Genomic DNA, 21203 nt, shown 5'->3' with positions numbered 1-21203 from the left:
GGCCGCAAAGCGGCCAGAGGGGTTCTCGCGTGTGGAGCGCCGGCCTCCTTCCTTGCCGCCGCGGGGGGCGTCGCGGCAGTTGAGGCGACCCCCTCTGTCGCCTTCGGCGACATCTCCCCCTCAAGGGGGGAGATTACCCGCGCCACGGATCAGCCACCCGTGGCCATATCGGCCGCGTCAGCTTCCGATAATTCGTCTTCGCCGGATTGCTCGGATAGGAACTCGGCGCCGCGACATAGATGATTTCCGCCGCGATCGGCGCGAAGCCGGCGTAGAAATGGTTGGTCGACTTGATCAGGAGGACATCTTTCGACAGCGGATCGATGCCGATGTTGGAGAAGACATCCGGCTCGAAGGTCTGGGTGCGGTTCGTGTTCAAGATGACGTCGACCTCGGTGCCTTCGATGCGCACCACCGCTGACGGTCCCAATGTCACCCGGCTCGGCCCGAAACTCTGCCAACCTTCGCTGACTGCCTTCAGCACCGTGACACGCGCATCGATCGGCTCGCCGGCCTGAGGGCCGGCCTTGCCACCGAAGCGCAGGTCGATGACCGCGCCCTCGCCGGCCGCATGGCAGAAGGTCACGGCGATCGGGTCCCAGATCGTGGCCACGCCGACCTTGTTCACGCCGCGCTCGAGCAGTTCGCGCAGCACGATCGTGCCGTCGCCCGGCACGCCGCCGCCGGGATTGTCCCATATGTCGGCGATGACCACCGGCTTCTCCTTGCGCGTCGCCCGCACGGCAAGCGCTTGATCGATGCCGGCGGAGGCCGACAGCATCGTCATCGCCGTCTTCTCGCGCATGGCGTAAAGCTCGCGCCCGAGCTTTTCCGCCAGCGCATCGCCTTTCGCCTTGTCGTTGTCGGTGACGACCAGGATGCGGGTGCCCATTTCCGGCACGTCGGCGGCCATGAAACCGTGGATGACCGAGACCGACAGCACGCCGTCCTTGCCGTGCAGCGCCTTGATCCTGTCGACGAAGGAGCGCATCGGCTCGCGGCTGGTCGGCAGCACCTGGATCATGCGGCAGTCGAAGGTCGAGATCACTGGCTTGATCTCGCCGCGCGCCGCGGCAAGGCCAAGCTCGACGACATGCTCGCCGCGCTCGTAGAAATCGGTGTGCGGGAATTCGAGGAAATAGGCCATGACATCGCAGGCCGCGACCCGCTTCGGTGTCAGGTGGCTGTGCGGATCGAATTCCGAGGCGATCACGACCTTGGGGCCGACGATGGCGCGGACGCGCTCCAGCAGATCCCCTTCGCAATCGTCATAGCCTTGCGCCACCATGGCGCCGTGCAATCCCAGGATCACCGCATCGACCGGCAAGGCGGCCTCGAGCTGGTCGAGGATCTCGTCGCGCAGCGCCTCGTAGGTCTGCCGCTGCACCAGGCCGCCGGGCTCGGCCCAGGTGGCGGTGCCCTCGATCACGGTCAGATTCTCGTCTGCCGAACGCCTGCGCAGCGCCACGATCGGCGAGGAGCAAAGCGTCGGCGTCTCCGGATGTTTTCCGGGGCCGGCATAAAACGCCATCTCGAACGAGGCCCGGTCGGTCGGCACCGGCGAGAAGGTGTTGGTTTCCGTCGCCAGCGAGGCGGTGAAGATGCGCATGAACGCTCCGTAAGGACTCTTTGTTTTCGCAATTCGGGACGGAAAACCGCTGCACACTTTTCCTGGAAATTGCTGGGATTGTTATTTAACGGCTCCGAGCGCCAGTCCGCGCACCAGATAGCGCTGCAGCCAGATGAAGAGGATCGCGACCGGCAGGGTCGCCAGCAGCGTGGCTGCCATGACATGGTGCCATTCGATCGTATAGCGGCCGGCGACCAGCGAGAAAACCTGGATCGGCAGTGTGTAGCTTTCCTGGCTGCGCAGCATGGTGAGCGCGACGACGAATTCGTTCCAGGCATTGATGAAGGTGAAGATCGCCGTCACCGCGATCGCCGGCAGGCAGAGCGGCAGGAAGACTTTGCGCAAAGTCAGCCAACGGCCGGCGCCTTCCATCCAGGCCGCCTCCTCGAGGTCGCGCGGGATGGTGTCGAAATAGCTCTGCAGCATCCACACCGTGAAGGCGACGTTGAAGGCCATGTAGATGAAACCGAGCGCGGTGGTGCTCTCGACCAGCCCCCAGGCGGCCATCAGCCTGAACAGGCCGAGCACCAGCACGATCGGCGAGATCATCTGCGAGATCAAAAGGAACTGGCGGAACGCGCCATAGCCCGCAAAACGGAAGCGCGACATGGCGTAGGCCGCCGGCACCGAGATCAGGATCGCGCCGATCGTCGCCAGCGCCGAAACATAGAGCGAGTTGAGCAGCGCCCGGCCAAAACCGGTCGCCACCCACATGTCCGAAAAATTCGACCAGCGGAATTCGCTCGGCCACCAGGTCGGCGTCAGCACCTCGGTGCGCGGCTTGACGGCGGTGAGGAACATGACGGCGAAGGGGAAGATCGTCACCACGATCAACGGGGCCAGCAGCAGCCAGGCGATGACGGTGCGTTTGAGCTTGCTGTTCATGCGCGCTGCTCCCGCATGGCGAGGCGCACATAGATCATGGTGAAGACGAGCAGGATCGCGAACATCACCAGCGACACGGCGGATGCCTCGCCCAGTTTGCCGATGCGGAAGGCGAGCTTGTAGAGATGCGTCACCAGAATGTCGGTCGAGTTCGCCGGCCCGCCCTGCGTCATCACCCAGATGATCGGGAAGGAGTTGAAGACGTAGATGGTGTTGAGCACGATCGCGATGTTGATGAAGGGTTTCAGGAGCGGAAAGGTGATCTCGCGGAACTGCTGCATGGGCGTCGCGCCCTCGAGCGCGGCCGCCTCATAGAGATCGTCGGGGATCGAGGAGAGGCCGCCGAGGAAGATCGTGGTGGTGAAGGGCACCGTCACCAATATGCCGATCAGCACCTGCATCGGGAAGGCGGTCTCGGCGCTGGCCAGCCACTGGATGTTCTGGCTGATCAGGCCAAGCTTCATCAGCGCCGAATTCAGCATGCCGCTTTCGCCGTTGAGCGCCCAGCGCCAGACCACCGCGGTCATGGTCAGCGACACCGCCCAGGGCAGCATGATGATGACGCGGGCGAGGCCACGGCCATAAAAATCCATGTTGAGGATCATTGCCACCGGGATCGACAGGAGCAACGCGCCGCCGACGACCAGCACGGTCCACAGCCCGGTGCGCCAGAGTGCCGCGACGAAATCCGGGTCGGCGAACAACTCGGTGAAATTGGCGAAGCCGGTGAAGCCGCGCAACTGGCCGAAGCGGCTGACATCATGCGTCGAGATCTGCACCAGGTCCCAGACCGGCCAGAAGATCACCACAGCCGCCAGGAGCAGGCTGGGCAGCGTCAGCAGATAGGGCAGGATCCGGCTTTGCATCGGCTGGATGGCACCGTGTTGCGGTGGATAGGACTTGCGGACGAGTTTTCGCCGATTTGCCGGCTTGGCTCAATCCGGCTGCGGCTTGTCCGGCGCGAAACCGCCATGCGCTTTCCGGATTGCCGATACCGGGAAAGGGGTGGCGCGCTCCGACGGGTGGAGCGCGCCACGGGCGCAGGGAGATACGCCCTTATTTCTTCTTCAGCACGGCGTCGGCCTTGGCTGCCGCGTCCTTCAAGGCGTCTTCCGGCTTGGCGCTGCCGAGATAGATCTTCTGCATGGCATCCGAGGTGATCTGGGCGATCTCTTCCCAGCCCGGGATGACCGGCGCGAAGCGGGCGTCGGGCAGCAGCGCGGTGAAGGCGGCGAGGTCGGCGTTGTTGACGTAATAGTCCATCTTCGCCTCTTCCTTGTTCACCGGCAGGAAGCCTTCGCCTTGCGTGAACTTGGCGCGCTGCTCCTTGGTGAACAGGAAGTCGAGCAGCTTCCAGGCCTCGTCCTTGTTCTTGGAGTTCTTGAACATGATGATCGAATCGGTGACGCCATAGGTGCCGCGCGCGCCGGTCGGGCCGGCGGGGATGGCGGCGACGCCGTATTTCAGGTTCGGCGCTTCTTCCTTGATCTGGTTCGACAGGAAGGGCGCGGTGATCATCATGCCGACCTTGCCCTGCTTGAACAGGTTCTGCACGTCCTCGCGGTTGTTGGAGGTGACGCCCGGTTCCGTCAGGCCCTCGTCGATCATCGACTTGTAGAGCTTGGCGGCTTCGAGCGCGCCGGGCGTGCTCAGGCCGGAGGTGCCGTCCTTGTTGAGGATCTCGGTGCCCTGCGACCACATCGCATAGTAGTAATAGACGTCGGTCTCGATCTCCTTGCCCTGCAGGCCGAAGCCGAAGGCGCCAATGGCCTTGATCTTGCGGGCGTCTTCCTGCAGCTCGGTCCAGGTTGCCGGCGGCTTGGCGATGCCGGCTTTCTCGAACAATTCCTTGTTGTAATACATGGCGCGCGCCGAGGCTGCGATCGGCAGGCCGTAGGTCTTGCCGTCCATGATCGAGGGCTGCAGGAAGGTGTCGATGAAGCGGTCCTTGAACTCGGGCTTGATGTAGCTGTCGAGCGGCTCGGCGACGTCCTGCTGGACGAAGTCGATCAGCCAGCGCGTGCCGATGATCGACAGGTCCGCATTGGTGCCGGCGGTGATGTCGGTGGTGAGCTTCTGCAAGAGCACATCCCACGGCACCACTTCATACTTGATCGTGATGCCGGGATTGGCCGCCTCGAATTCCTTCTTCACTTCCTCGAAATAGGGGCCGGTCTTGGCGCTGTATTCGGCGACGGTGACGCGCACCTCGCCGGCATCGGCAGGTGCTGCAAAAGCCAGCATGCTCATTCCGGCCAACAGGCCGACAGTCCATTTCGCAAGGCTCATCTGATCTCTCCCATTGATGCACGTTGGCGCCTGGCCCTTATGGGCGCAGGATTTATGTGACTTTCCTACATTATCCATCATTTCACGCCATGCAAGCGGATTATCATGTTGCTTAATTACATTTGCTTGGCTAGCCTGCCGGCTTAGAATGAGGGACGGAGGAGCGGGCAAGGTGGGTTCGAAAGCCGAGTTCGAAGGCAAGAGTGTTGTCGTCACCGGCGCCGGCGGCGGCCTTGGTTCGGCGATCGTCGAGCTCATGGCCGGGCGCGGCGCGCGCGTCGTCGGCTGCGACCAGTCGACGGAGGCGCTGGCCAGCCCGCATATCGCCTCGCGCCACGTCTTCAACCTGCTCGACCGGGCGTCGATCGAGGCGGCGATCCCCGCTTTGCTCGACAGGGACGGCGTTCCCGACATCCTGATCAACAATGCCGGCTGGACACGCGCCGAGACGTTGAAGGCGCTGACGACGGAGAAGATCGAACAGGAGCTCGACCTCAATCTGACCGGCGTGATGACATTCGCCGATCCGCTGATCAAGGCGATGGCGGGGCGCGGTTCGGGCAGCGTCGTCTTCATCTCTTCGGTCAATGCCATCGCGCATTTCGGCAATCCGGCCTATGCCGCGGCCAAGGCCGGCATCAACGCCTACGCCAAATCGATCGCCGTCGAGCTCGGCCGCAGCGGATTGCGCGCCAATGTCGTCTGCCCAGGCTCGATCCGCACCGCCGCCTGGGACCATCGCCTGGCCAAGGACCCCGAGATCCTCGGCCGGCTACAGCGGCTCTATCCGCTCGGCCGCATCGTCAATGCATTGGAAGTGGCGGAGGCGGTGGCTTTCCTTGCCTCGGAGCGCGCTTCCGGCATAACTGGCGCTGTTGTGCCCGTGGATGCCGGGCTGACAGCCGGCTACCTGCCTTTCATCGACGACATATTGGGAGCGTGACCATGACCGACGTCCAGTTCCGCAACCTGTCGAAATCCTTCGGCCAGCACAAAATCCTCGAGGACATCAACCTCGACATCAAAAGCGGCGAGTTCGTCGTGCTGGTAGGCCCGTCCGGCTGCGGCAAGTCCACCTTGCTGCGCATGCTCGCCGGGCTGGAGACGATCACCTCCGGCGATCTCGTCATCGGCGGCGCCCGCGCCAACGAGCTGCCGCCGCAGAAGCGCAACATCGCCATGGTGTTCCAGTCCTACGCGCTGTTCCCGCATCTGAAGGCTGCCGAGAATATCGGCTTCGGCCCGAAGATCCGCGGCGAGAGCCGCGCCGCGATCGACGACAAGGTCAAGAAGGCGTCGGGCGTGCTCAACCTCTTCTCCTATCTCGACCGCTACCCGAGGGAATTGTCAGGCGGCCAGCGCCAGCGCGTCGCCATGGGCCGCGCCATCGTGCGCGAGCCTTCGGTGTTCCTGTTCGACGAGCCGCTTTCCAATCTCGACGCGCAGCTGCGCGTGCAGATGCGCACCGAGATCAAGGCGCTGCACCAGCGGCTGAAATCGACCATCGTGTACGTCACCCACGACCAGATCGAGGCGATGACCATGGCCGACCGCATCGTGGTGATGGACCGCGGCCGCATCCAGCAGGTCGGGCAGCCGCTGGAGCTCTATGACCGGCCGGCCAACAAATTCGTCGCCGGTTTCATCGGCTCGCCTTCGATGAGTTTTGTCTCGGGCGCGCTGAAGACCGCCGACAGCAGATCCTGGTTCGAGACCAGCAGCGGCGGCCGCCTGGCGCTCGCCGGCAAGGCCGCACCCGGCAGCGATACGGTCGAGATCGGTATCCGGCCCGAGCATTTCGTGGTCGGCGCTGGCGACGATGCCATCGCCATCAAGGTCGACGTCGTCGAGCCGACCGGTTCGGAAACGCATGTCTATGGCTCAGTCGGCGACGACACGGTGCGCGCGGTGTTCCGCGACCGGCTGCAGGTAAAGCCCGGCGACTGGCTGCCGGTGAGCGTCGACCCGCGCAACATCCACCTGTTCGACAAGGCGACGGGCCTGCCGCTCTGAGATGATGAGATGAAGAGCCCGGCCGACATCATCACCCGCCTGCAATTGATGTCGCAGGACGGCACCAAGTCGGACCGCCGACTGGCCGGGCTGGTGCTTTCCGATCTCGATTTCGCCTCCAAGGCCGCCATCTCGGAGATTGCCGCGCGCGTCGGCGTCAGCGAGCCGACCGTCACCCGCTTCTGCCGCAATCTTGGCTGCGAAGGCCTGCGCGATTTCAAGTTCTACCTGGCGCAGGCGATCGCCATCGGCGGCCAGTATCTGTCGCCGGAGCCGCTCAGCCGCGACGCGCGCGAGCAGCGCATCGCATCGGCCATCACCGAGGCGGCGATCGCCGCCATCCAGCGCGCCAGCGAGAATCTCGACATGACGACGCTGATGGATGTCGCCGCCCGGATTGCAAGCTCCGGCAATGTGCTGTGCATCGGCTCCGGCGGCATTTCCTCGATGATGGCGACCGAGATGCAGAACCGGCTGTTCCGGCTCGGGCTGTCGGCGCTCGCCCAGATCGACGGCCAGCTGCAGCGCATGTATGCCGCCGTCGCCACGCCGGAAACGACGTTGGTCGCCTTCTCGGTGTCGGGCTATGCGCGCTCGGTGATCGAGGCGGTCGAGGTCGCGCAGCAATATGGCGCCGCGACCGTCGCCATCACGGCGCCGGATTCAGCCCTGGCCAAGGTCGCCGACACGGTCATCCTTCTGCAGTCCGTCGAGGACGGCAACATCTACAAGCCGACCTCGTCGCGCTACGCGCTGCTCGCCATCCTCGACATGATCGCCACCACGGTGGCGGAATCGCGCGGGCCGAAAGTGCTGGAGAATTTGCGCCGCATCAAGCAGAGCGTGAACACGCTGAAGGTCGACGATCCGAAGCTGCCGCTGGGGGACTGAAGCGATTCTGAAGACCTACCCTCACCCGGATTGTCAACCGAATTGCGAAGAGCAATTCGGGGTAATCCGACCTCTCCCCAAGGGGAGAGGAGCAGGTCGGGGCCGGCGCCAACCCTCCTCTTCTCCCCGCCGGGGAGAAGGTGGCCGCGCAGCGGCCGGATGAGGGGGCGCCGCCAGCGTTATTTGCTCAGCGTCTGAAGCCGTTCCACCAGCGCCGCCGCATCCCCCACAACCCGCAGCGTCTTCAGCCGCGAGGTGCCGCCGGCGACCACCGAAACGGCAGACGCCGGCACACCCAGCGCCTTGGCCATCATCCGTTCCAGCGCCGTGTTGGCGGCGCCGTTCTCCGGCACGGCGCGCACGCGGGCTTTAAGGTGACTGCGTCCGTCGTCGGTGGTCTCGACGCCGTCAATCCGGTCGAGCGCCGCTTTCGGCGTCAGCCGCACGAAGAGGTCGATGCCGTTCTCGCGCAGCCGGAACGACGCGCTCATCAGCCGCCGGTCACGACCCAGGACCAGACGGTGGTGACCAGGAACTGCCGGATGAAGAAAAGGATCAGCAGCAGGATAATCGGCGAAATGTCGATGCCGCCAAGATCGGGCATGAAGCGGCGTATCGGCCGCAATGCCGGCTCGGTCAGCCGATAGAGCATGTTGCCGATGGTGCCGACGAACTGGTTGCGCGAGTTGACGACATTGAAGGCGTAGAGCCAGGAAAAGATCGCCGAGGCGATGATGATCCACCAGTAGATATCAAGCGCCATGACGATGGTCTGAATAAGGGCGATCATGCCGGTCTCCAAATTGTCGCCGACATGTAGCCATTGCCAGGCGTGCGGGCAAGGCCCGCGGGCTTGGCGTGCGGACAAGGCCTGCGGGCTTGGCGAGCGGGCAAGGCCCGCCCGGCCACGGCGCATGGTATCAGGCCATCGTTTCGCCTTGACATGAAACGGCCGCGACCGATACAAGCCCATCCGCTGGAACGGGGCTGTAGCTCAGCTGGGAGAGCGCATCGTTCGCAATGATGAGGTCAGGGGTTCGATCCCCCTCAGCTCCACCAGCCGGCACAAGCATATGCTTGACATCGCTTTGCCTTCCCCGCTCGCCATTTCGTGACCGCCGGATTTCAGGCTGCGCGCTTGGAACCAATGGCGGGGCAAGACGGTTCAGCTATACTTTTGAAGCTGACATGCCCGGCCGGCTGGGTAAGCGGCGATGTTTGAGGAGGTTTCCCACCATGCAGATTTCGTCCAGGTTCCGTTCCGTCGCGGTCGCGGCAATCGCCGCCGCGGGCGTGAGCATTGCCAGCGCCGCGCATGCCGACAGCGGCACGATCCGCTTTTCCGTCTACAAGGCGGCCTTCTTCATCGGCGGCTCCGGCGGCGAGGGCACGCTGACCTTCCACGGCAAACGCTATCCGATCTCGGTTGGCGGCGTCTCGGGCGGCTTCGCCTTCGGCGCGTCCAAGACCTATTTCCAGGGCAGGGTGCGCCACATCCGCCGCGCCAGCGATGTGACGGGCGTCTACGGCGCGGCCGGCGGCGGCGGCGCGCTGGGCAGAGGCGCACAGGTGATCGTCATGAGCAATGACAAGGGCGCCCAGCTCGAGCTCACCGGCCGGCAGGTCGGCCTGCAGGTCAACGCCGATCTCAGCGGCATCAGCATCGCGCTGAAGAGGTAGGAGCGGCACGACGCAGGGGCACAGCGCCAGTACTCGCCATAAACCAGGATGCGGGGCAGAGGTGTCCCGGTTGCGGTAGGCAGCTTCGCTCCTGGGCGGCTCAGTCGATTCCGCTTACCTGGAGACTGCCGGCGCGCTGGAGCGGTGTTGGCGCGCGTAAGCCACGCAGGCGTCCACCGTGCTGACACACAGCGCATCGCGGCTGTTCGGCAGGTTATTGTCGCCGGCATAGGCCACCTCTGCGACATGGCCGTCCAGCATGCGTATCTGCGTATTGCAATAGCCGCCGGGAGCGACATTGACCGACCCGCCGACAGCAGGAATTGCACCCACTGCCATCGTCGGCACCGCGATACTGAGATTGCCGCGTTGCACGGTGCGCTGGTAGGTCCAGATCTGACCGGATGAACCCACATCGGCCGTTGCGCTCGGAAAGCCTGCGCACATGCGAATGTCGGCTTCGCTCAGTCCGACCAACTCCTTGCGGGCCGCGGCAGCGGTGACGTCCTCCTTCGCGAGCCGCGACGTATCGTCGGGGATGACACAGGATGACAGGATGGGAATGCCTGCCGCAAGAAGGGCAAGTTTTCGAATGCGCGAAGATGTCATGCCGCCGATTGGAGTTGCGTGTCGCCCGGCCTGCCCGATTGGCTACTTAGGCAATCGAGCGGCAGGGTCAACCCGCAAAGCCACTCACGAAAATGTTGTGATGGGGCGCTCACGCCACCCGCAGATAGCTCGTCATGCCCGTTTTCTGATGCTCGATGATATGGCAATGCAGCAGCCAGTCGCCGGGATTGTCGGCGACGAAGCCGAGCTGGACCTTCTCATTGGGCTGGACCAGATAGGTGTCGGAGACCAGCGGCTGGACGACCCTGGTCGATGACGACAGCACCTTGAAGCTCATGCCGTGCAAATGGATCGGGTGCGCGTGCGGGGTGAGGTTCTCCATATCGATGATGTAGCTTCGGCCGAGCTTCAGCTCGGCGAGCGGCGCGGTCGGGTCGGGCGTGTCGCCGGGCCACGGCACCTTGTTGATCGCCCAGAAACTGTAGCCGAGCGAGCCGCAGATGCTGTCGGCCGCGACGTTTTCCGCCGTGGCGCTCAACGCCAGCGGAATGCGCTTGGCGCTGCCAAGGTCCACCTCCGCCACGGGATTGGGTTCGAGCGGGCCGAGATCGCGCAGATCGCGCCTGAGCGATTTGCCGACCGAACGCAGCGTCGCCAGGATCTTGGGCTTGGTGCCCCTGACGTCGCGCAGGCTGACGATCGCGCCTTCCTCGTCGGGCATGCGGATGGCAAGCTCCAGCCGCTGGCCGGGTCCCAGCTGCAGGGCATCCGGCGTGAACCGTTGCGGCACCGGGTTGCCGTCAAGCGCGATGACCGTCGCCTCGGCGCCGTCGACGCGGAAGGCATAGATGCGGGTGACGTCGGTGATGGCCACCCTAAGCCGCACCAGCCCGCCGGCCGGCGCGTCGAATTGGGGCTGGTCGAGCCAGTTGGCGGTGCGCACCGTGCCGAAGGTGCCGGCCTTGGCCGCGTCGCGCGGCCTGAACGGCTCGATGAACTGGCCATCGTCGCCGAGCCGCCAGTCGCGCAGGTTGACAACCATCTCGACATCGAAGACCGGATCGTTCGGGTTCTCGACCACGATCACGCCGGTCAGGCCGTGGCCCATCTGGATCAGCGTGTTGCAATGCGGGTGGTACCAGAACGTGCCGGCGTCGGGCGGCGAAAACGCGTAGTCGAAACGGTCACCCTGATAGACATAGGGCTGCACCAGGAACGGCACGCCGTCCATCTTGTTGGGGACGCGGATGCCATGCCAGTGGATGGTCGTCGGATCGTCAATGCCGTTGATCAACCGGGCGGCGAACGGCTCGCCCTTCCTCATCCTGACCACCGGCGGCATGCCGGCCTCACCATAGGTCAGCACATTCTTCGTCGGCGCACCGTCCATCAACTGCGCCTCGGTGCTCGCCGTCTTCAGGATCAGCGGCTCCGGCTTCGGCGCCGCCCAGCCGGCAAACTTGCCGGCGGCAGAGAGGCCGATGCCGGCCGCGCCCGCGGCTGCGGCGCCCTGCAGGAGTTTGCGGCGTGTAAGGGCCGGCATTGGAATCCCGAAACAGATGAGTGGCTGCCCCGGGCCTTATCATCATTCGGGCGCATCCCGAAACGGACAGATCGCCGCCCCGCGGGCCAAATCAAATCTCAAGCTGAATGGAGGTCCGTATCAGTCCGCGATGGCGGCGAGATGTCCGCCGCCGAAATCCTTGAGCACCAGTTTCGGCACGCTTTCGCCGATCCGCCGGGTTGAGCTTGGAATTTCGCGGTCGAGGCGGGCAAAGCGCGGCCGGCGCCGCGATGGATCCGGAACCGGCACCGCCTCGATCAGCCGCCGCGTGTAGGGATGGCGCGGGTTGGAAAAGACCTGGTCGCGGCTGCCGATCTCGACGATCTGGCCGAGATACATGACGGCGACGCGGTCCGAGATGTTCTCGACCACGGCCATGTCATGCGAGATGAACAGATAGGCGACGCCGAACTCGCGCTGCAGCTCCTTCAGGAGATCGAGCACCCGCGCCTGCACCGAGACGTCGAGCGCCGACACGCTCTCGTCGGCGATGATCAGCTTCGGCTTGAGCGCCAGCGCGCGGGCGATGCAGATACGCTGGCGTTGGCCGCCGGAGAATTCATGCGGATAGAGCTCCATCTGTGCCGCCGAGAGGCCGACCCGCTCGAACAAGGCAGCCACTTGGCTCTGGCGCTCCTGCCTTGAGCCGATGCCGTGGATGAGCAGCGGCTCGGCCACCAGATCGCCGACGCGCATGCGCGGGTCGAGCGAGGCATACGGATCCTGGAAGACCATCTGCACGTCGCGCCGCACGGCCTTGCGCGCGTCGCCGCCAAGCCCGGAGAGCTCGCGGCCGCCGATCTTCACCGCGCCGGTATAGGGCACGAGGCCGGCAAGCGCCTTGGCGGTGGTGGACTTGCCGCAACCGGATTCGCCGACCAGCGCCAGCGTCTCGTTGGGTGCGATCGAGAAGCTGACGCCTTCGACCGCATGCACCCGGCGGTTGACGCGGCCGAAGAAACCGCCACGCAGATCGAAGCGGACATGGAGATCGTTCACGACCGCCACCTTGTCCCGCGTTGCCGGATCGGGCTCGGCGGAAGCGCGCCGCCCCACGCCAGAACCGATGCGTGGAACCGCCGCGAGGAGCTCCTGCGTGTAGGCCGCCTGCGGCCCGGTGAAGATATCGGCCGTCGTGCCCTCCTCGACCATGCGGCCATTGCGCATGACGATGACGCGATCGGCCATTTCGGCGACGACGCCCATGTCGTGGGTGATCAGGATGACGCTGGTGCCGTGCTGGCGCTGCAGGTCGCGCAGCAGCTCCAGCACCTCGCCCTGGACCGTCACGTCGAGCGCCGTCGTCGGCTCGTCGGCGATCAGCACGTCGGGCTCGAGCGCCAGCGCCATGGCGATCATGACCCGCTGGCGCATGCCGCCCGACAATTCGTGCGGAAACTGTTTCAGCCGGCTTTCGGCCTCGGAAATGCGAACCGCCTTCAGCGCCTCGACGGCGCGCCGCTGCGCCTCGGCGTGGGAAAGGCCGGTATGCGCCTCGATCGATTCGGTGAGCTGCCGGCCGATCGACAGCACCGGATTGAGCGAGGTCATCGGCTCCTGGAAGATCATAGCGATGCGGTCGCCGCGAATGCCGCGCATGCGCCGCTCGTCGAGCGCCGTCAGCTCGACGGCGCTGCCATCCTTGTCGAAGAGCCGGATCGTGCCCGCCGAGATGCGGCCGGCCGGCTGCGGCAAGAGCCGCATGATCGCCAGCGCCGTCATCGATTTGCCGGAACCGGACTCGCCGGCAATGCACAGCGTCTCACCGCGTCCGAGCGACAGCGACAGGCCGGATACCACTTCGCGTTCGCCGTCCTCGCCGCGCACGCCGACGCTAAGGCCGGTGATTTCGAGCACCGGCCCCGCGGCCGCCTTTGCGGCGGCGTCAGCGTGTTCGTCGACCACGCCTGCGCTCATTCGAAGACGCAGCGCGGGAAGTAGAACGACACCACCCAGTTCGGCATGTCGACGATCTCGCTGATCCTGAGATCGCCGCAGACCGAGACCAGCATGTAGGCATCGACCGGGTCGAGCTTGTAGCGGCCGGCAAGCAGGTCGACCATCTGGCTGACGGCATCCCTGGCCCCGGTCATCAGGTCGGGCCCGATGCCCGTCGTCACCTCATAGCCCTTGGCATCGAGATGCCGCGTCACCGGGCCCGGCGTGGTGAAACGCGGCGTCTTCAGCCGCGCGTCCTTCACCAGGTCGAGCTTGAGCACGACGTCCATCGGGCTTTCGATCGCCGTGCCGCAGACCTCGCCGTCGCCCTGCGCGGCATGGGTGTCGCCGACCGAAAACAGCGCGCCCGACACCTCCACCGGCAGATAGAGCGTGGTGCCGGCGGCAAGGTCGCGGATGTCGAGATTGCCGCCGACACGCCGCGGCGGCACCACGGAGTGGTGGCCCATCTCGGCCGGCGCGTTGCCGATGGTGCCGGCGAACGGCTTCAGCGGAACGCGCGCGTTCTTGCCGAACAGCGCCGGCTCGAGCGAGGCGGCGTCGTATTTCCAGATGTTGAGCGCCGGTTCCTTGAAGTCGTCGGCAAGCAGGCCGAAGCCCGGAATGTTCGCCGTCCAGCCGAAGCCGGACGGTTTGAACATCTCGATCGTCACCTTAAGCGCGTCACCCGGCTCGGCGCCCTCGACGAAGATCGGTCCGGTCACCGGATTGACCTTGGCGAAGTCCAGCTTGGCGGCGTCGGCGACCGTGCTGTCGGGTTTGAGCTGGCCTCCCGACGAATCCAAGCACTGGAACTCGATGGTCGAACCGGGCGCCACCCGCTCGACCGGGGCAGAGGAATTGTCCCAGCCGAAATGGTGATGGCGCCCGTGGATGGTGTAATCGCAGTTACTGCACATCTTTCACATACACATTGTCGTAGTTGATCGGGATATGGACCGGGTCGACATAGAGATTGTCGGCGCCGCCCATACGGGCTGACTTCAGCGTGAAGCGCTGTTCGTTGAAGACCGGCGCCCAGGGCGCGTCCTCCATGATCTTGTCGTAGATCGCGCTCCACATCTTCTCGCGATCGGCGGACTTGGCCGGATCGACGACGGAATCCGCCTCGGCGGCCTTGGCGTCGAGGTCCTTGTTGCAATACCACGACCAGTTCCAGCCGCCCGGCACCGCGCCGGCGCAGCCGAGGATCGGGCCGTAGAAATTGGAGGGATCCGGGAAGTCGGCGATCCATGCCATGCCGCCCGACCAGATCATCGGCGCGCCGGCCTTGTCGCCGCCGGCGGCAATGACATTGGCCTGGGCGAGCGACTGGATGCTGGCCTTGATGCCGATTGCCGCCAGGTCCTGCTGGATCGCCTGGGCGATGCGCGGATTGGGATCGGTGTTCATGGCGAAGAGCTGCGTCTCGAAGCCGTCGGGATGGCCGGCCTCGGCAAGCAGGGCCTTGGCCTTGGCGACGTCATAGGCGTAGCCCTTGAACGCCTTGTCATAGCCGGGCATCGAGGGCGGCAGCGGCTGGTTGGCCGGCACCGCGCGGTTGTTGATCATCTGGACGATGCGGTCCTTGTTGATCGCCATGTTGACGGCCTGGCGCACCTTGACGTTGTCGAAGGGCGCCATGGTGGTGTTCATGGTGATGTAGCCGGTGTGCAGTTGCCCGCCCACCACGACGCGCGCCTTCTGCTCGGGATCGCTCATCACCTCCTGGAACTTGGCCGGCGGAATGCCGTCGCCGGGCACGTCGATCTCGCCCTTCTGCAGGCGCAGCAGCGCCACGATCGGCTCTTGGCCGATCTCGAAGGTGATCTTGTCGAGATGCGGCAGGCCCTTGTGCCAGTAGTCGGCATTGCGCTCGAAGACGATGCGTTGGCCAAGCGTCCACTCGGCGAGCTTGAAGGCGCCGGTGCCGACCGGATGCTTGCCGAAGTCGGCGCCGTATTTCTCGACCTCCTCCTTCGGCACGACATGCGAGAAGTTGATCGCCATGACATGCAGGAAGGTGGCGTCCGGCCGGACCAGCTCGAACTTGATCGTGTAGGGATCGACCACGGTGACGCCGGAGAGGCTCTGTGCCTTGCCGGCGGCGACATCGTCATAGCCCTTGATCGAGCCGAAGAAACCCGCGCCCGGGCTCTGCGTCTTCGGGTTGGTGACGCGGTCGAGCGAATATTTGACGTCGTCCGCGGTCATCTCGCGGCCGTTGTGGAACTTGACGCCATGGCGCAGCTTGAAGGTGAAGGTCTTGCCGTCCGGCGAGATCTCGTAGCTCTCGGCGAGGTCGGGCTTGAGCTTGGTGGTGCCCGGCTCATAGTCCATCAACCCGTCGAACAGGCTCTTGATCATCGACCAGTTCTGCCAATCGTAGCCGATCGCCGGATCGAGCGTGGCGACGTCGTCCTTGTAGGTGATGGTGATGGCGCCGCCCTGCTTGATGTTCGGGTCGACCGCGTCGTCGGCGCGCGCGCTTGCCATGCCGAGCATCAGCGCAAGCGCCGACGCCGCCACGGTGGATGCCAGAAATCGTCTCATGTCAGTGTTCCCTTTCTCTGGTTGTTGTCGTTGTCATCTCAGTTTGATGCGGGGGTCGATGAAGGGCGCGATGATGTCGGCCAGCAGGTTGCCGAGCACGATGGCGAAGGCTGAGACCAGGGTGACGCCCATGATGATCGGGATGTCGACGCGCTGGATGGCCTGCCAGGCGAGCTGGCCGATGCCGGGCCAGCCGAACACGCTTTCGACCACCACGATGCCGCCCATGAAGACGCCGACGTCGATGCCGATCATGGCGACGACCGGCAGGATGGCGTTGGGCAGCGCATGGCGAAACAGGATGGCGCCGCGCGCCAGGCCCTTGGCGCGGGCGGTGCGCATATAGTCCTGGCGCAGCACGTCGATCATCGACGAGCGCATCATGCGCGCGTACCAGCCGGCGCCGAGTATGCCCATGGTCAGCGAGGGCAGCACGAGGTGGCGCCAGCTGCCGTAGCCGCCGATCGGGAACCAGCCGAGCCGGACGGCGAAGACGTAGAGCAGGAGCAGGCCGACGACGAATTGCGGCGCCGAGACGCCGACGAAGGAGGCGACCATCAAGGTCTGGTCGGTGGCGGTGCCGCGCCTGACGGCGGCGATCAGCCCCATGGTGAGGCCGATCGCCAGCTCGCACAGGATGGCGCCGACCATCAAAAGCAGGCTCGCCGGCAGACGCGAGACGATGAGCTCGGTGACTTCCGAGCGCTGGATATAGGAGCGGCCGAGATCGCCGCCGAGCAGCCTTGCAAGATAGTGCCAGTACTGGACGATGAAGGGCTGGTCGAGGCCGAGCTGGCGGCGGATGTTCTCCACCGTTTCGGGCGTGGCGCTGCGCCCGGCGATCTGGCGCACCGGGTCCGCGGGGAGCAGATAGAGCAGCGCGAAGGTGATCAGCGAGACGCCGAGCAGGATGAGCAGCGACTGGATCAGCCGGCGGCCGAGATAGGCGATCATGACCGGCCCTCCATTATTCCCGGCCTCTTTGCGTCGGGTCGAGGATGTCGCGCAGCGCGTCGCCGATCAGGTTGAAGGCCAGCGCCAGCGCCAGGATCGCGGCGCCCGGGAAGAACACCAACCAGGGCGCCGCCTGGAAATAGGTCTGGTTCTCGAAGATGATGTTGCCCCAGGAGGCCGTCGGCGGCTGCACGCCGATGCCGAGATAGCTGAGCGTGGCTTCGAGCAGCACCGTGGTCGAGATGCCGAGCGTGCCCCAGACGATGATGGTCGGCAGGAGATGCGGCAGGATGTGGCGGATAAGAATCCGCGGCGCGCTCGCCCCTATCGTGCGCTCGGCATCGATGAACTCGCGCTCCGACAGAGACGAGGTTTCGGTGTAGATGACGCGCGCGGTCTGCACCCAGTTGACCAGGGCGATGACCATGGCGACGATCCAGAGGCTCGGCTCGAACACCGCTGCCAGGCAGATAGCCAAAAGCAGCGCCGGGAAGGCCATCATCAGGTCGGTGAAGCGCATCAGCGCGCTGCCGATCCAGCCGCGGAAATAGCCCGCGGTGACGCCGACCAGAGTACCGATGAAAAGCGCCACGCCATTGGCGACGATGCCGATGATCAGCGAGGTGCGGGCGCCGAACAGGATACGGGTCAGCAGGTCGCGGCCGAGCAGGTCGGTGCCCAGCCAGAACTTGGCGTTCGGCGGCAGCGGCGAGCCTTCGAGCGTCAGGCCGTCGAACATCTGCTCGTTGGGATCGTAGCCGGTCAGCCATGGCGCGAGGATGGCGCCGGCAAGCACGAGGGCGACGATGATCAGCCCAAGCAGCGCCAGCGGCCGCCTGACCAGCCGGCGCCAGACGCCGGCGCGCGGCTTTGCCGGCATCCGGACCGCCGGAAGGTCAGGCGCGATGGGATTGGTCATCGCCGTCCTCTGCTTGCGTCATCGCCACGATGCGCTGGGCCGCTTCCTCGACGCTGATCTGCCAGCTCATCGCCAGCGACCTGAGCTGCGCGTAGGCGCGGTCGTCGTCGCTGCCTTTCGACAGGGCCGCGACGGCGCGCACGATGGTCTGGCGCTCGCCGACCCGCTGGCGCAGCGACGCGATCTCGCCGGCAAGCCGTTTTCGCGCCTCGAAACTCTGCCGGGCGATGAGCAGCGCGCTGTAGACGCCGGCGGTGCCTACCGGTTTCAGCAATTGCGCATCGGCGTTGTGCGACAGCGCCCATTCGATGCGGCCCGGCGCCTCCGAACCGATCAGCGCCACCAGCGGCATCGGCGCCTCGCCGGGTTTCCACGGGAACTGCTCGTCGAAGCCGAGATCGGCGTCGAAGAAGACGAAGTCCGCCGCGAGCGCTTCCGCCGGCAGATGCGGCCAGCACTCGACCGCCTCGAGGCCGATCGCCGACAATTGCCGGGTGATCGCCTGCACGGTGGTGTGCGGACGATGCAGCACGAAGGCCTTGGCGCCGCCGAGATTGGGGATGCGCGCGGCGCGGCTCACGACACCACCCTGAGCCGCGGACGGCCGAAGACCTTGGCCGGATCGTAGCGCGAAAGATAGGGATCGGGCGCCACTTCCTCCTCGCGGCTCACCACCTCGAAGAAGCCGTCGGCGATGCGCCCGATGAGCACCGGCAGGGTCGCGTGCTGGGTGTGCGGATCGATGGCGATCGGCCCGAGGCGGGTCGCGAAGCGGCGCTCGGCGAAGGCTTTCGAGAATTCCGCGGGACCGGCATCGGGATCGCCGGAAAGCACGTCCGCCATCACTTGCACGGAAGCATAGGCGGAGGCCTCGAAGGACGAGGCGAAGGCGGCCGGGCGAGGCGCGAAATAGGGTCCGGCCGACAGATGGCCCTTGCCGGTTTCGCCGATCGCGGGCAGCTCACCCTCGGTGAGGTTGCAGGAAATCACCGGGCAGGTGTCGGGCCTGAAGGCCGCATCCTCTCGTCCCAGGTCGCGATAGGCGGCGAGGAAGGCATAGGACGAGGTGCCGATCAGGTTGTTGAGGATGAAATTCGGCCGCGTGACGCGGATTTCGTGGATGAGGCGCGAAACGTCGGTCTCGCCGATGCGCAGATAGCGTTCGCCGAGCACCTTGCCGCCGGCATCGGCGATCAGGTCGCGCGCGACGCGGTTCATCTCCCAGCCCCATATGTAGTTCGAGCCGAGCAGGAAGCCGTTGGCGCCGAAACGCGGCGCGACATGGGCCATCAACGGCACCAGATGCTGGTTGGGGCAGGCATGCATGTAGACGACATGCTCGTTGGCCTCGAAGCCTTCGTACGGGCAGGCATACCAAAGCATGCCGCCCGCCTTCTCCAGCACGGGGATCGTCTCCTTGCGGCTCCAGGAGGTGATGCAGCCGATCACATGGCGGGCGCTGCTGGTGCGGAAGATGTCCTCGCAGAGCGTCGCGTAACGGTCGGCGTTGCTTTGCGGATCGCGCTCGACCGGAACGAGCTCGATGCTCTGGGCGCGGTCGGCGTTGATGTCGGCGATCGCCCGCATCGCGCCCAGCCGGCAGGCGTCGGAGACGAGCTGATAGCTGCCCGACCGGGAATAGAGGATGCCGATCTCGATGCGTCGTTTCAAGCAAGGCCCCAAAAATGAAAAAGCCTCGCAGCCAGCGCCGGATGGGCGAGGCATACGAGGCATTCTTGCCGCCCGGCGACCAAAGCCGGTATTTTCGCGGGCTACCCTATTCCGTACCGTCCACCAGTCAAGCCTGAAAGTTTGAGTGCGCTGCCTAGTCCCGCAGGCTGAAGACGAAGGGCGCGGTGCGGGTGACGCGCGCGCCGAGTTCGGCCGGCGGGGCCGGCACCGAGGCGCCCTGCAACGCGCCGAGCGCCGCGCGGTCGAGGTCGCCGTCGCCCGAGGATCGCGCCAACCGGGCCGAGACCACTCGGCCTGAGGTGTCGACCGTGAAGGTCACGCTCGGCGTACCCTCGGCCCGCCTGGAGCGCGCCGCGCTCGGATAGCGGGTGTGCCGCCTGATCCATGCCGCCAGGCTGGAATTCCATCGCGACGGGCTGACGCTCGAGCGCGGCGCCACATTCGAGGACTGTGGCGCCGCGGCCTTCGCCGCCGCCTTGGCGTCGATGCTGGCGGTGGTCGTCGCCCTGGGTGGCGGCGCCTTTTCCTCCTTCACCCGTTCTCTCGGCTTTTCGACCGGTTTCTTCTCGGCCTTCTTCCTGGGTTCGACCGGCTTCTGCACCTTCACCTCCGCTTCCACCGGCTTCGGCTGCGGCAGCGGAATGACGACGTCAGGGGCGATCGCCTCGATGGGGTCCGGCACGACTTCGTCCAGCGGCTGCTGCTCGCTCAGCGCTGCAATGGCCTGTTCCGCCGGCGCGACCTGCTCGGCTTCCTGCGTATCGTCGGCATCGGATGGCTGTTCGGTTGCGGGCGCGGCCCGTTCCACCGCAGGCGTTGGATCTGTCACCGGTTTTACCTCGACGGGCTTTTCCGTGTCCGCCGCATCCGGCGGCTCCGGCGTCACCGTGTCCAGCATCGCCGCCTCTTCCGGCACGGTCGGCGCGATCACCAGCGGCGCCATCTCGACCGCCAGCGCCGGCGGCGGACCGCCATCCTGCACATCGGCGAAACTCGAGTTCTGCACCGCATAGGCGACCGCCACATGCGCGGCCAGAACGATCGTGGCGGCGCCCGCCCACAGGCCGGCCTCACGCGCGCCGAAGCGCGGCCGCGAAATGCCGGAAAGAGCGGCGACCGTCATGGCGCCGCGCTTCCGCCCGGTGCCGGGGAGGGGGCCGCACCGGCCATGGGCATTCCGGGCGCGGCCTGCCCGCCGGCATCGCCAGCTGTTTCGAGGCCGACCAGCGCGACCTTGAGATAGCCGGCGCGGCGCAGCAGGTTCATCACCTCCATCAGGTCGCCATAGCCGACCGTCTTGTCGGCGCGCAGGAAGATGCGCGTCTGCCTGTCGCCCTTGGTGCGGCTGTCGAGCATTCCGGCAAAGGCCGGACGCGGCACGCCGTCATTGCCGATCGCCAGTGTGAGATCGCTTTTCAAGGTCAGGAACAAAGGCGTCTGCGGCCGCGGCGCCGGCGTCGCCGTCGATCCTGGCAGGTCGACATTGACGTCGACGGTGGCGAGAGGTGCGGCGACCATGAAGATGATCAGGAGCACCAGGATGACGTCGATGAACGGCGTGACGTTGATGTCGTGGCTTTCCTCGAGATCGTCGCCGGCCGTCTCGCGAATGCGCGCCGCCATCG

General features: G+C 65.6%; 21 protein-coding genes and 1 tRNA gene. 5 read left to right on the top strand and 17 right to left on the bottom strand.

Going from position 1 to position 21203, the window contains the following annotated elements:
• Positions 1-133 precede the first annotated feature (133 nt).
• From FJ471_RS18940 to FJ471_RS18925, 4 genes are all read right to left on the bottom strand, one after another.
• Positions 134-1609, bottom strand: a complete 1476-nt coding sequence (locus FJ471_RS18940; protein WP_140805700.1) for a M81 family metallopeptidase — start codon at positions 1607-1609, stop codon at positions 134-136.
• Between the two features lie 81 nt (positions 1610-1690).
• Complete coding sequence (locus FJ471_RS18935) at positions 1691-2515, bottom strand: carbohydrate ABC transporter permease (RefSeq protein WP_140805699.1); 825 nt, start codon at positions 2513-2515, stop codon at positions 1691-1693.
• A complete protein-coding gene (locus FJ471_RS18930; RefSeq protein WP_140805698.1) occupies positions 2512-3381 on the bottom strand; it encodes a sugar ABC transporter permease in 870 nt (289 codons plus the stop codon). The genes FJ471_RS18935 and FJ471_RS18930 overlap by 4 nt, the downstream gene beginning before the upstream one ends.
• Positions 3382-3571: 190 nt before the next feature.
• Entirely contained in the window at positions 3572-4804 is a 1233-nt protein-coding gene (locus FJ471_RS18925) for a sugar ABC transporter substrate-binding protein (RefSeq protein WP_140805697.1), read from the bottom strand.
• Positions 4805-4976: 172 nt separating this feature from the next.
• Here FJ471_RS18925 and FJ471_RS18920 point away from each other — a divergent pair, with 172 nt between their 5' ends.
• The 3 genes from FJ471_RS18920 to FJ471_RS18910 are packed head-to-tail and all read left to right on the top strand — an operon-like array spanning position 4977 to position 7708.
• Positions 4977-5747: an SDR family oxidoreductase gene (locus FJ471_RS18920; RefSeq protein WP_246684763.1), complete on the top strand. Its 771-nt coding sequence runs from the start codon at positions 4977-4979 to the stop codon at positions 5745-5747.
• A gap of 2 nt (positions 5748-5749) precedes the next feature.
• Complete coding sequence (gene ugpC, locus FJ471_RS18915; RefSeq protein ID WP_140805695.1) at positions 5750-6817, top strand: sn-glycerol-3-phosphate ABC transporter ATP-binding protein UgpC; 1068 nt, start codon at positions 5750-5752, stop codon at positions 6815-6817.
• A gap of 9 nt (positions 6818-6826) precedes the next feature.
• Positions 6827-7708, top strand: a complete 882-nt coding sequence (locus tag FJ471_RS18910) for a MurR/RpiR family transcriptional regulator (RefSeq protein ID WP_140805694.1) — start codon at positions 6827-6829, stop codon at positions 7706-7708.
• Between the two features lie 179 nt (positions 7709-7887).
• Here the strand turns inward: FJ471_RS18910 and FJ471_RS18905 are convergent, their stop codons facing one another.
• Both FJ471_RS18905 and FJ471_RS18900 read right to left on the bottom strand, forming a co-directional pair.
• A complete protein-coding gene (locus FJ471_RS18905; RefSeq protein ID WP_140805693.1) occupies positions 7888-8199 on the bottom strand; it encodes a DUF167 family protein in 312 nt (103 codons plus the stop codon).
• Complete coding sequence (locus FJ471_RS18900) at positions 8199-8498, bottom strand: YggT family protein (RefSeq protein ID WP_140805691.1); 300 nt, start codon at positions 8496-8498, stop codon at positions 8199-8201. Before FJ471_RS18900 ends, FJ471_RS18905 begins: the two co-directional genes overlap by 1 nt.
• Positions 8499-8691: 193 nt before the next feature.
• On the opposite strand from FJ471_RS18900, the gene FJ471_RS18895 reads away from it, so the two are divergent.
• Together FJ471_RS18895 and FJ471_RS18890 are read left to right on the top strand one after the other, a co-directional pair.
• A tRNA-Ala gene (locus tag FJ471_RS18895) sits at positions 8692-8767 on the top strand.
• 177 nt (positions 8768-8944) lie between these two features.
• On the top strand, positions 8945-9388 hold the full coding sequence (locus FJ471_RS18890; protein ID WP_140805689.1) for a hypothetical protein: 444 nt from the start codon (positions 8945-8947) through the stop codon (positions 9386-9388).
• Between the two features lie 114 nt (positions 9389-9502).
• On the opposite strand, the gene FJ471_RS18885 is transcribed toward FJ471_RS18890, so the two are convergent.
• The 11 genes from FJ471_RS18885 to exbD form a co-directional block, all read right to left on the bottom strand.
• Entirely contained in the window at positions 9503-9997 is a 495-nt protein-coding gene (locus FJ471_RS18885) for a hypothetical protein (protein ID WP_140805687.1), read from the bottom strand.
• A 109-nt stretch (positions 9998-10106) separates the two neighbouring features.
• A complete protein-coding gene (locus FJ471_RS18880; protein ID WP_140805685.1) occupies positions 10107-11501 on the bottom strand; it encodes a multicopper oxidase family protein in 1395 nt (464 codons plus the stop codon).
• A 120-nt stretch (positions 11502-11621) separates the two neighbouring features.
• Positions 11622-13427, bottom strand: coding sequence for an ABC transporter ATP-binding protein (locus FJ471_RS18875; protein ID WP_246684762.1), 1806 nt, complete (start codon positions 13425-13427; stop codon positions 11622-11624).
• A gap of 8 nt (positions 13428-13435) precedes the next feature.
• Positions 13436-14380: an acetamidase/formamidase family protein gene (locus FJ471_RS18870; protein ID WP_140805681.1), complete on the bottom strand. Its 945-nt coding sequence runs from the start codon at positions 14378-14380 to the stop codon at positions 13436-13438.
• The gene (locus tag FJ471_RS18865) at positions 14370-16013 is read right to left on the bottom strand and encodes an ABC transporter substrate-binding protein (RefSeq protein WP_140805679.1); all 1644 of its coding nucleotides are present in this window, start codon (positions 16011-16013) and stop codon (positions 14370-14372) included. The genes FJ471_RS18870 and FJ471_RS18865 overlap by 11 nt, the downstream gene beginning before the upstream one ends.
• A 33-nt stretch (positions 16014-16046) precedes the next feature.
• A complete protein-coding gene (locus FJ471_RS18860; protein WP_140805677.1) occupies positions 16047-16967 on the bottom strand; it encodes an ABC transporter permease in 921 nt (306 codons plus the stop codon).
• 13 nt (positions 16968-16980) lie between these two features.
• Positions 16981-17886: an ABC transporter permease gene (locus tag FJ471_RS18855; RefSeq protein ID WP_140805675.1), complete on the bottom strand. Its 906-nt coding sequence runs from the start codon at positions 17884-17886 to the stop codon at positions 16981-16983.
• Positions 17864-18466, bottom strand: a complete 603-nt coding sequence (locus tag FJ471_RS18850) for an ANTAR domain-containing protein (protein ID WP_140805673.1) — start codon at positions 18464-18466, stop codon at positions 17864-17866. The genes FJ471_RS18855 and FJ471_RS18850 overlap by 23 nt, the downstream gene beginning before the upstream one ends.
• On the bottom strand, positions 18463-19557 hold the full coding sequence (locus FJ471_RS18845) for a transporter substrate-binding protein (protein WP_140805671.1): 1095 nt from the start codon (positions 19555-19557) through the stop codon (positions 18463-18465). The genes FJ471_RS18850 and FJ471_RS18845 overlap by 4 nt, the downstream gene beginning before the upstream one ends.
• Positions 19558-19711: 154 nt before the next feature.
• The gene (locus FJ471_RS18840) at positions 19712-20701 is read right to left on the bottom strand and encodes an energy transducer TonB (RefSeq protein WP_140805669.1); all 990 of its coding nucleotides are present in this window, start codon (positions 20699-20701) and stop codon (positions 19712-19714) included.
• Complete coding sequence (gene exbD, locus FJ471_RS18835; protein WP_140805667.1) at positions 20698-21201, bottom strand: TonB system transport protein ExbD; 504 nt, start codon at positions 21199-21201, stop codon at positions 20698-20700. Before exbD ends, FJ471_RS18840 begins: the two co-directional genes overlap by 4 nt.
• Positions 21202-21203: the final 2 nt, after the last annotated feature.

The organism is Mesorhizobium sp. B2-7-1 (genome assembly GCF_006440735.1).
GTDB lineage: Bacteria > Pseudomonadota > Alphaproteobacteria > Rhizobiales > Rhizobiaceae > Mesorhizobium.
The sequence above is the reverse complement of the archived record's forward strand: the minus strand, read 5'-3'. Positions and strand labels throughout refer to the sequence as shown.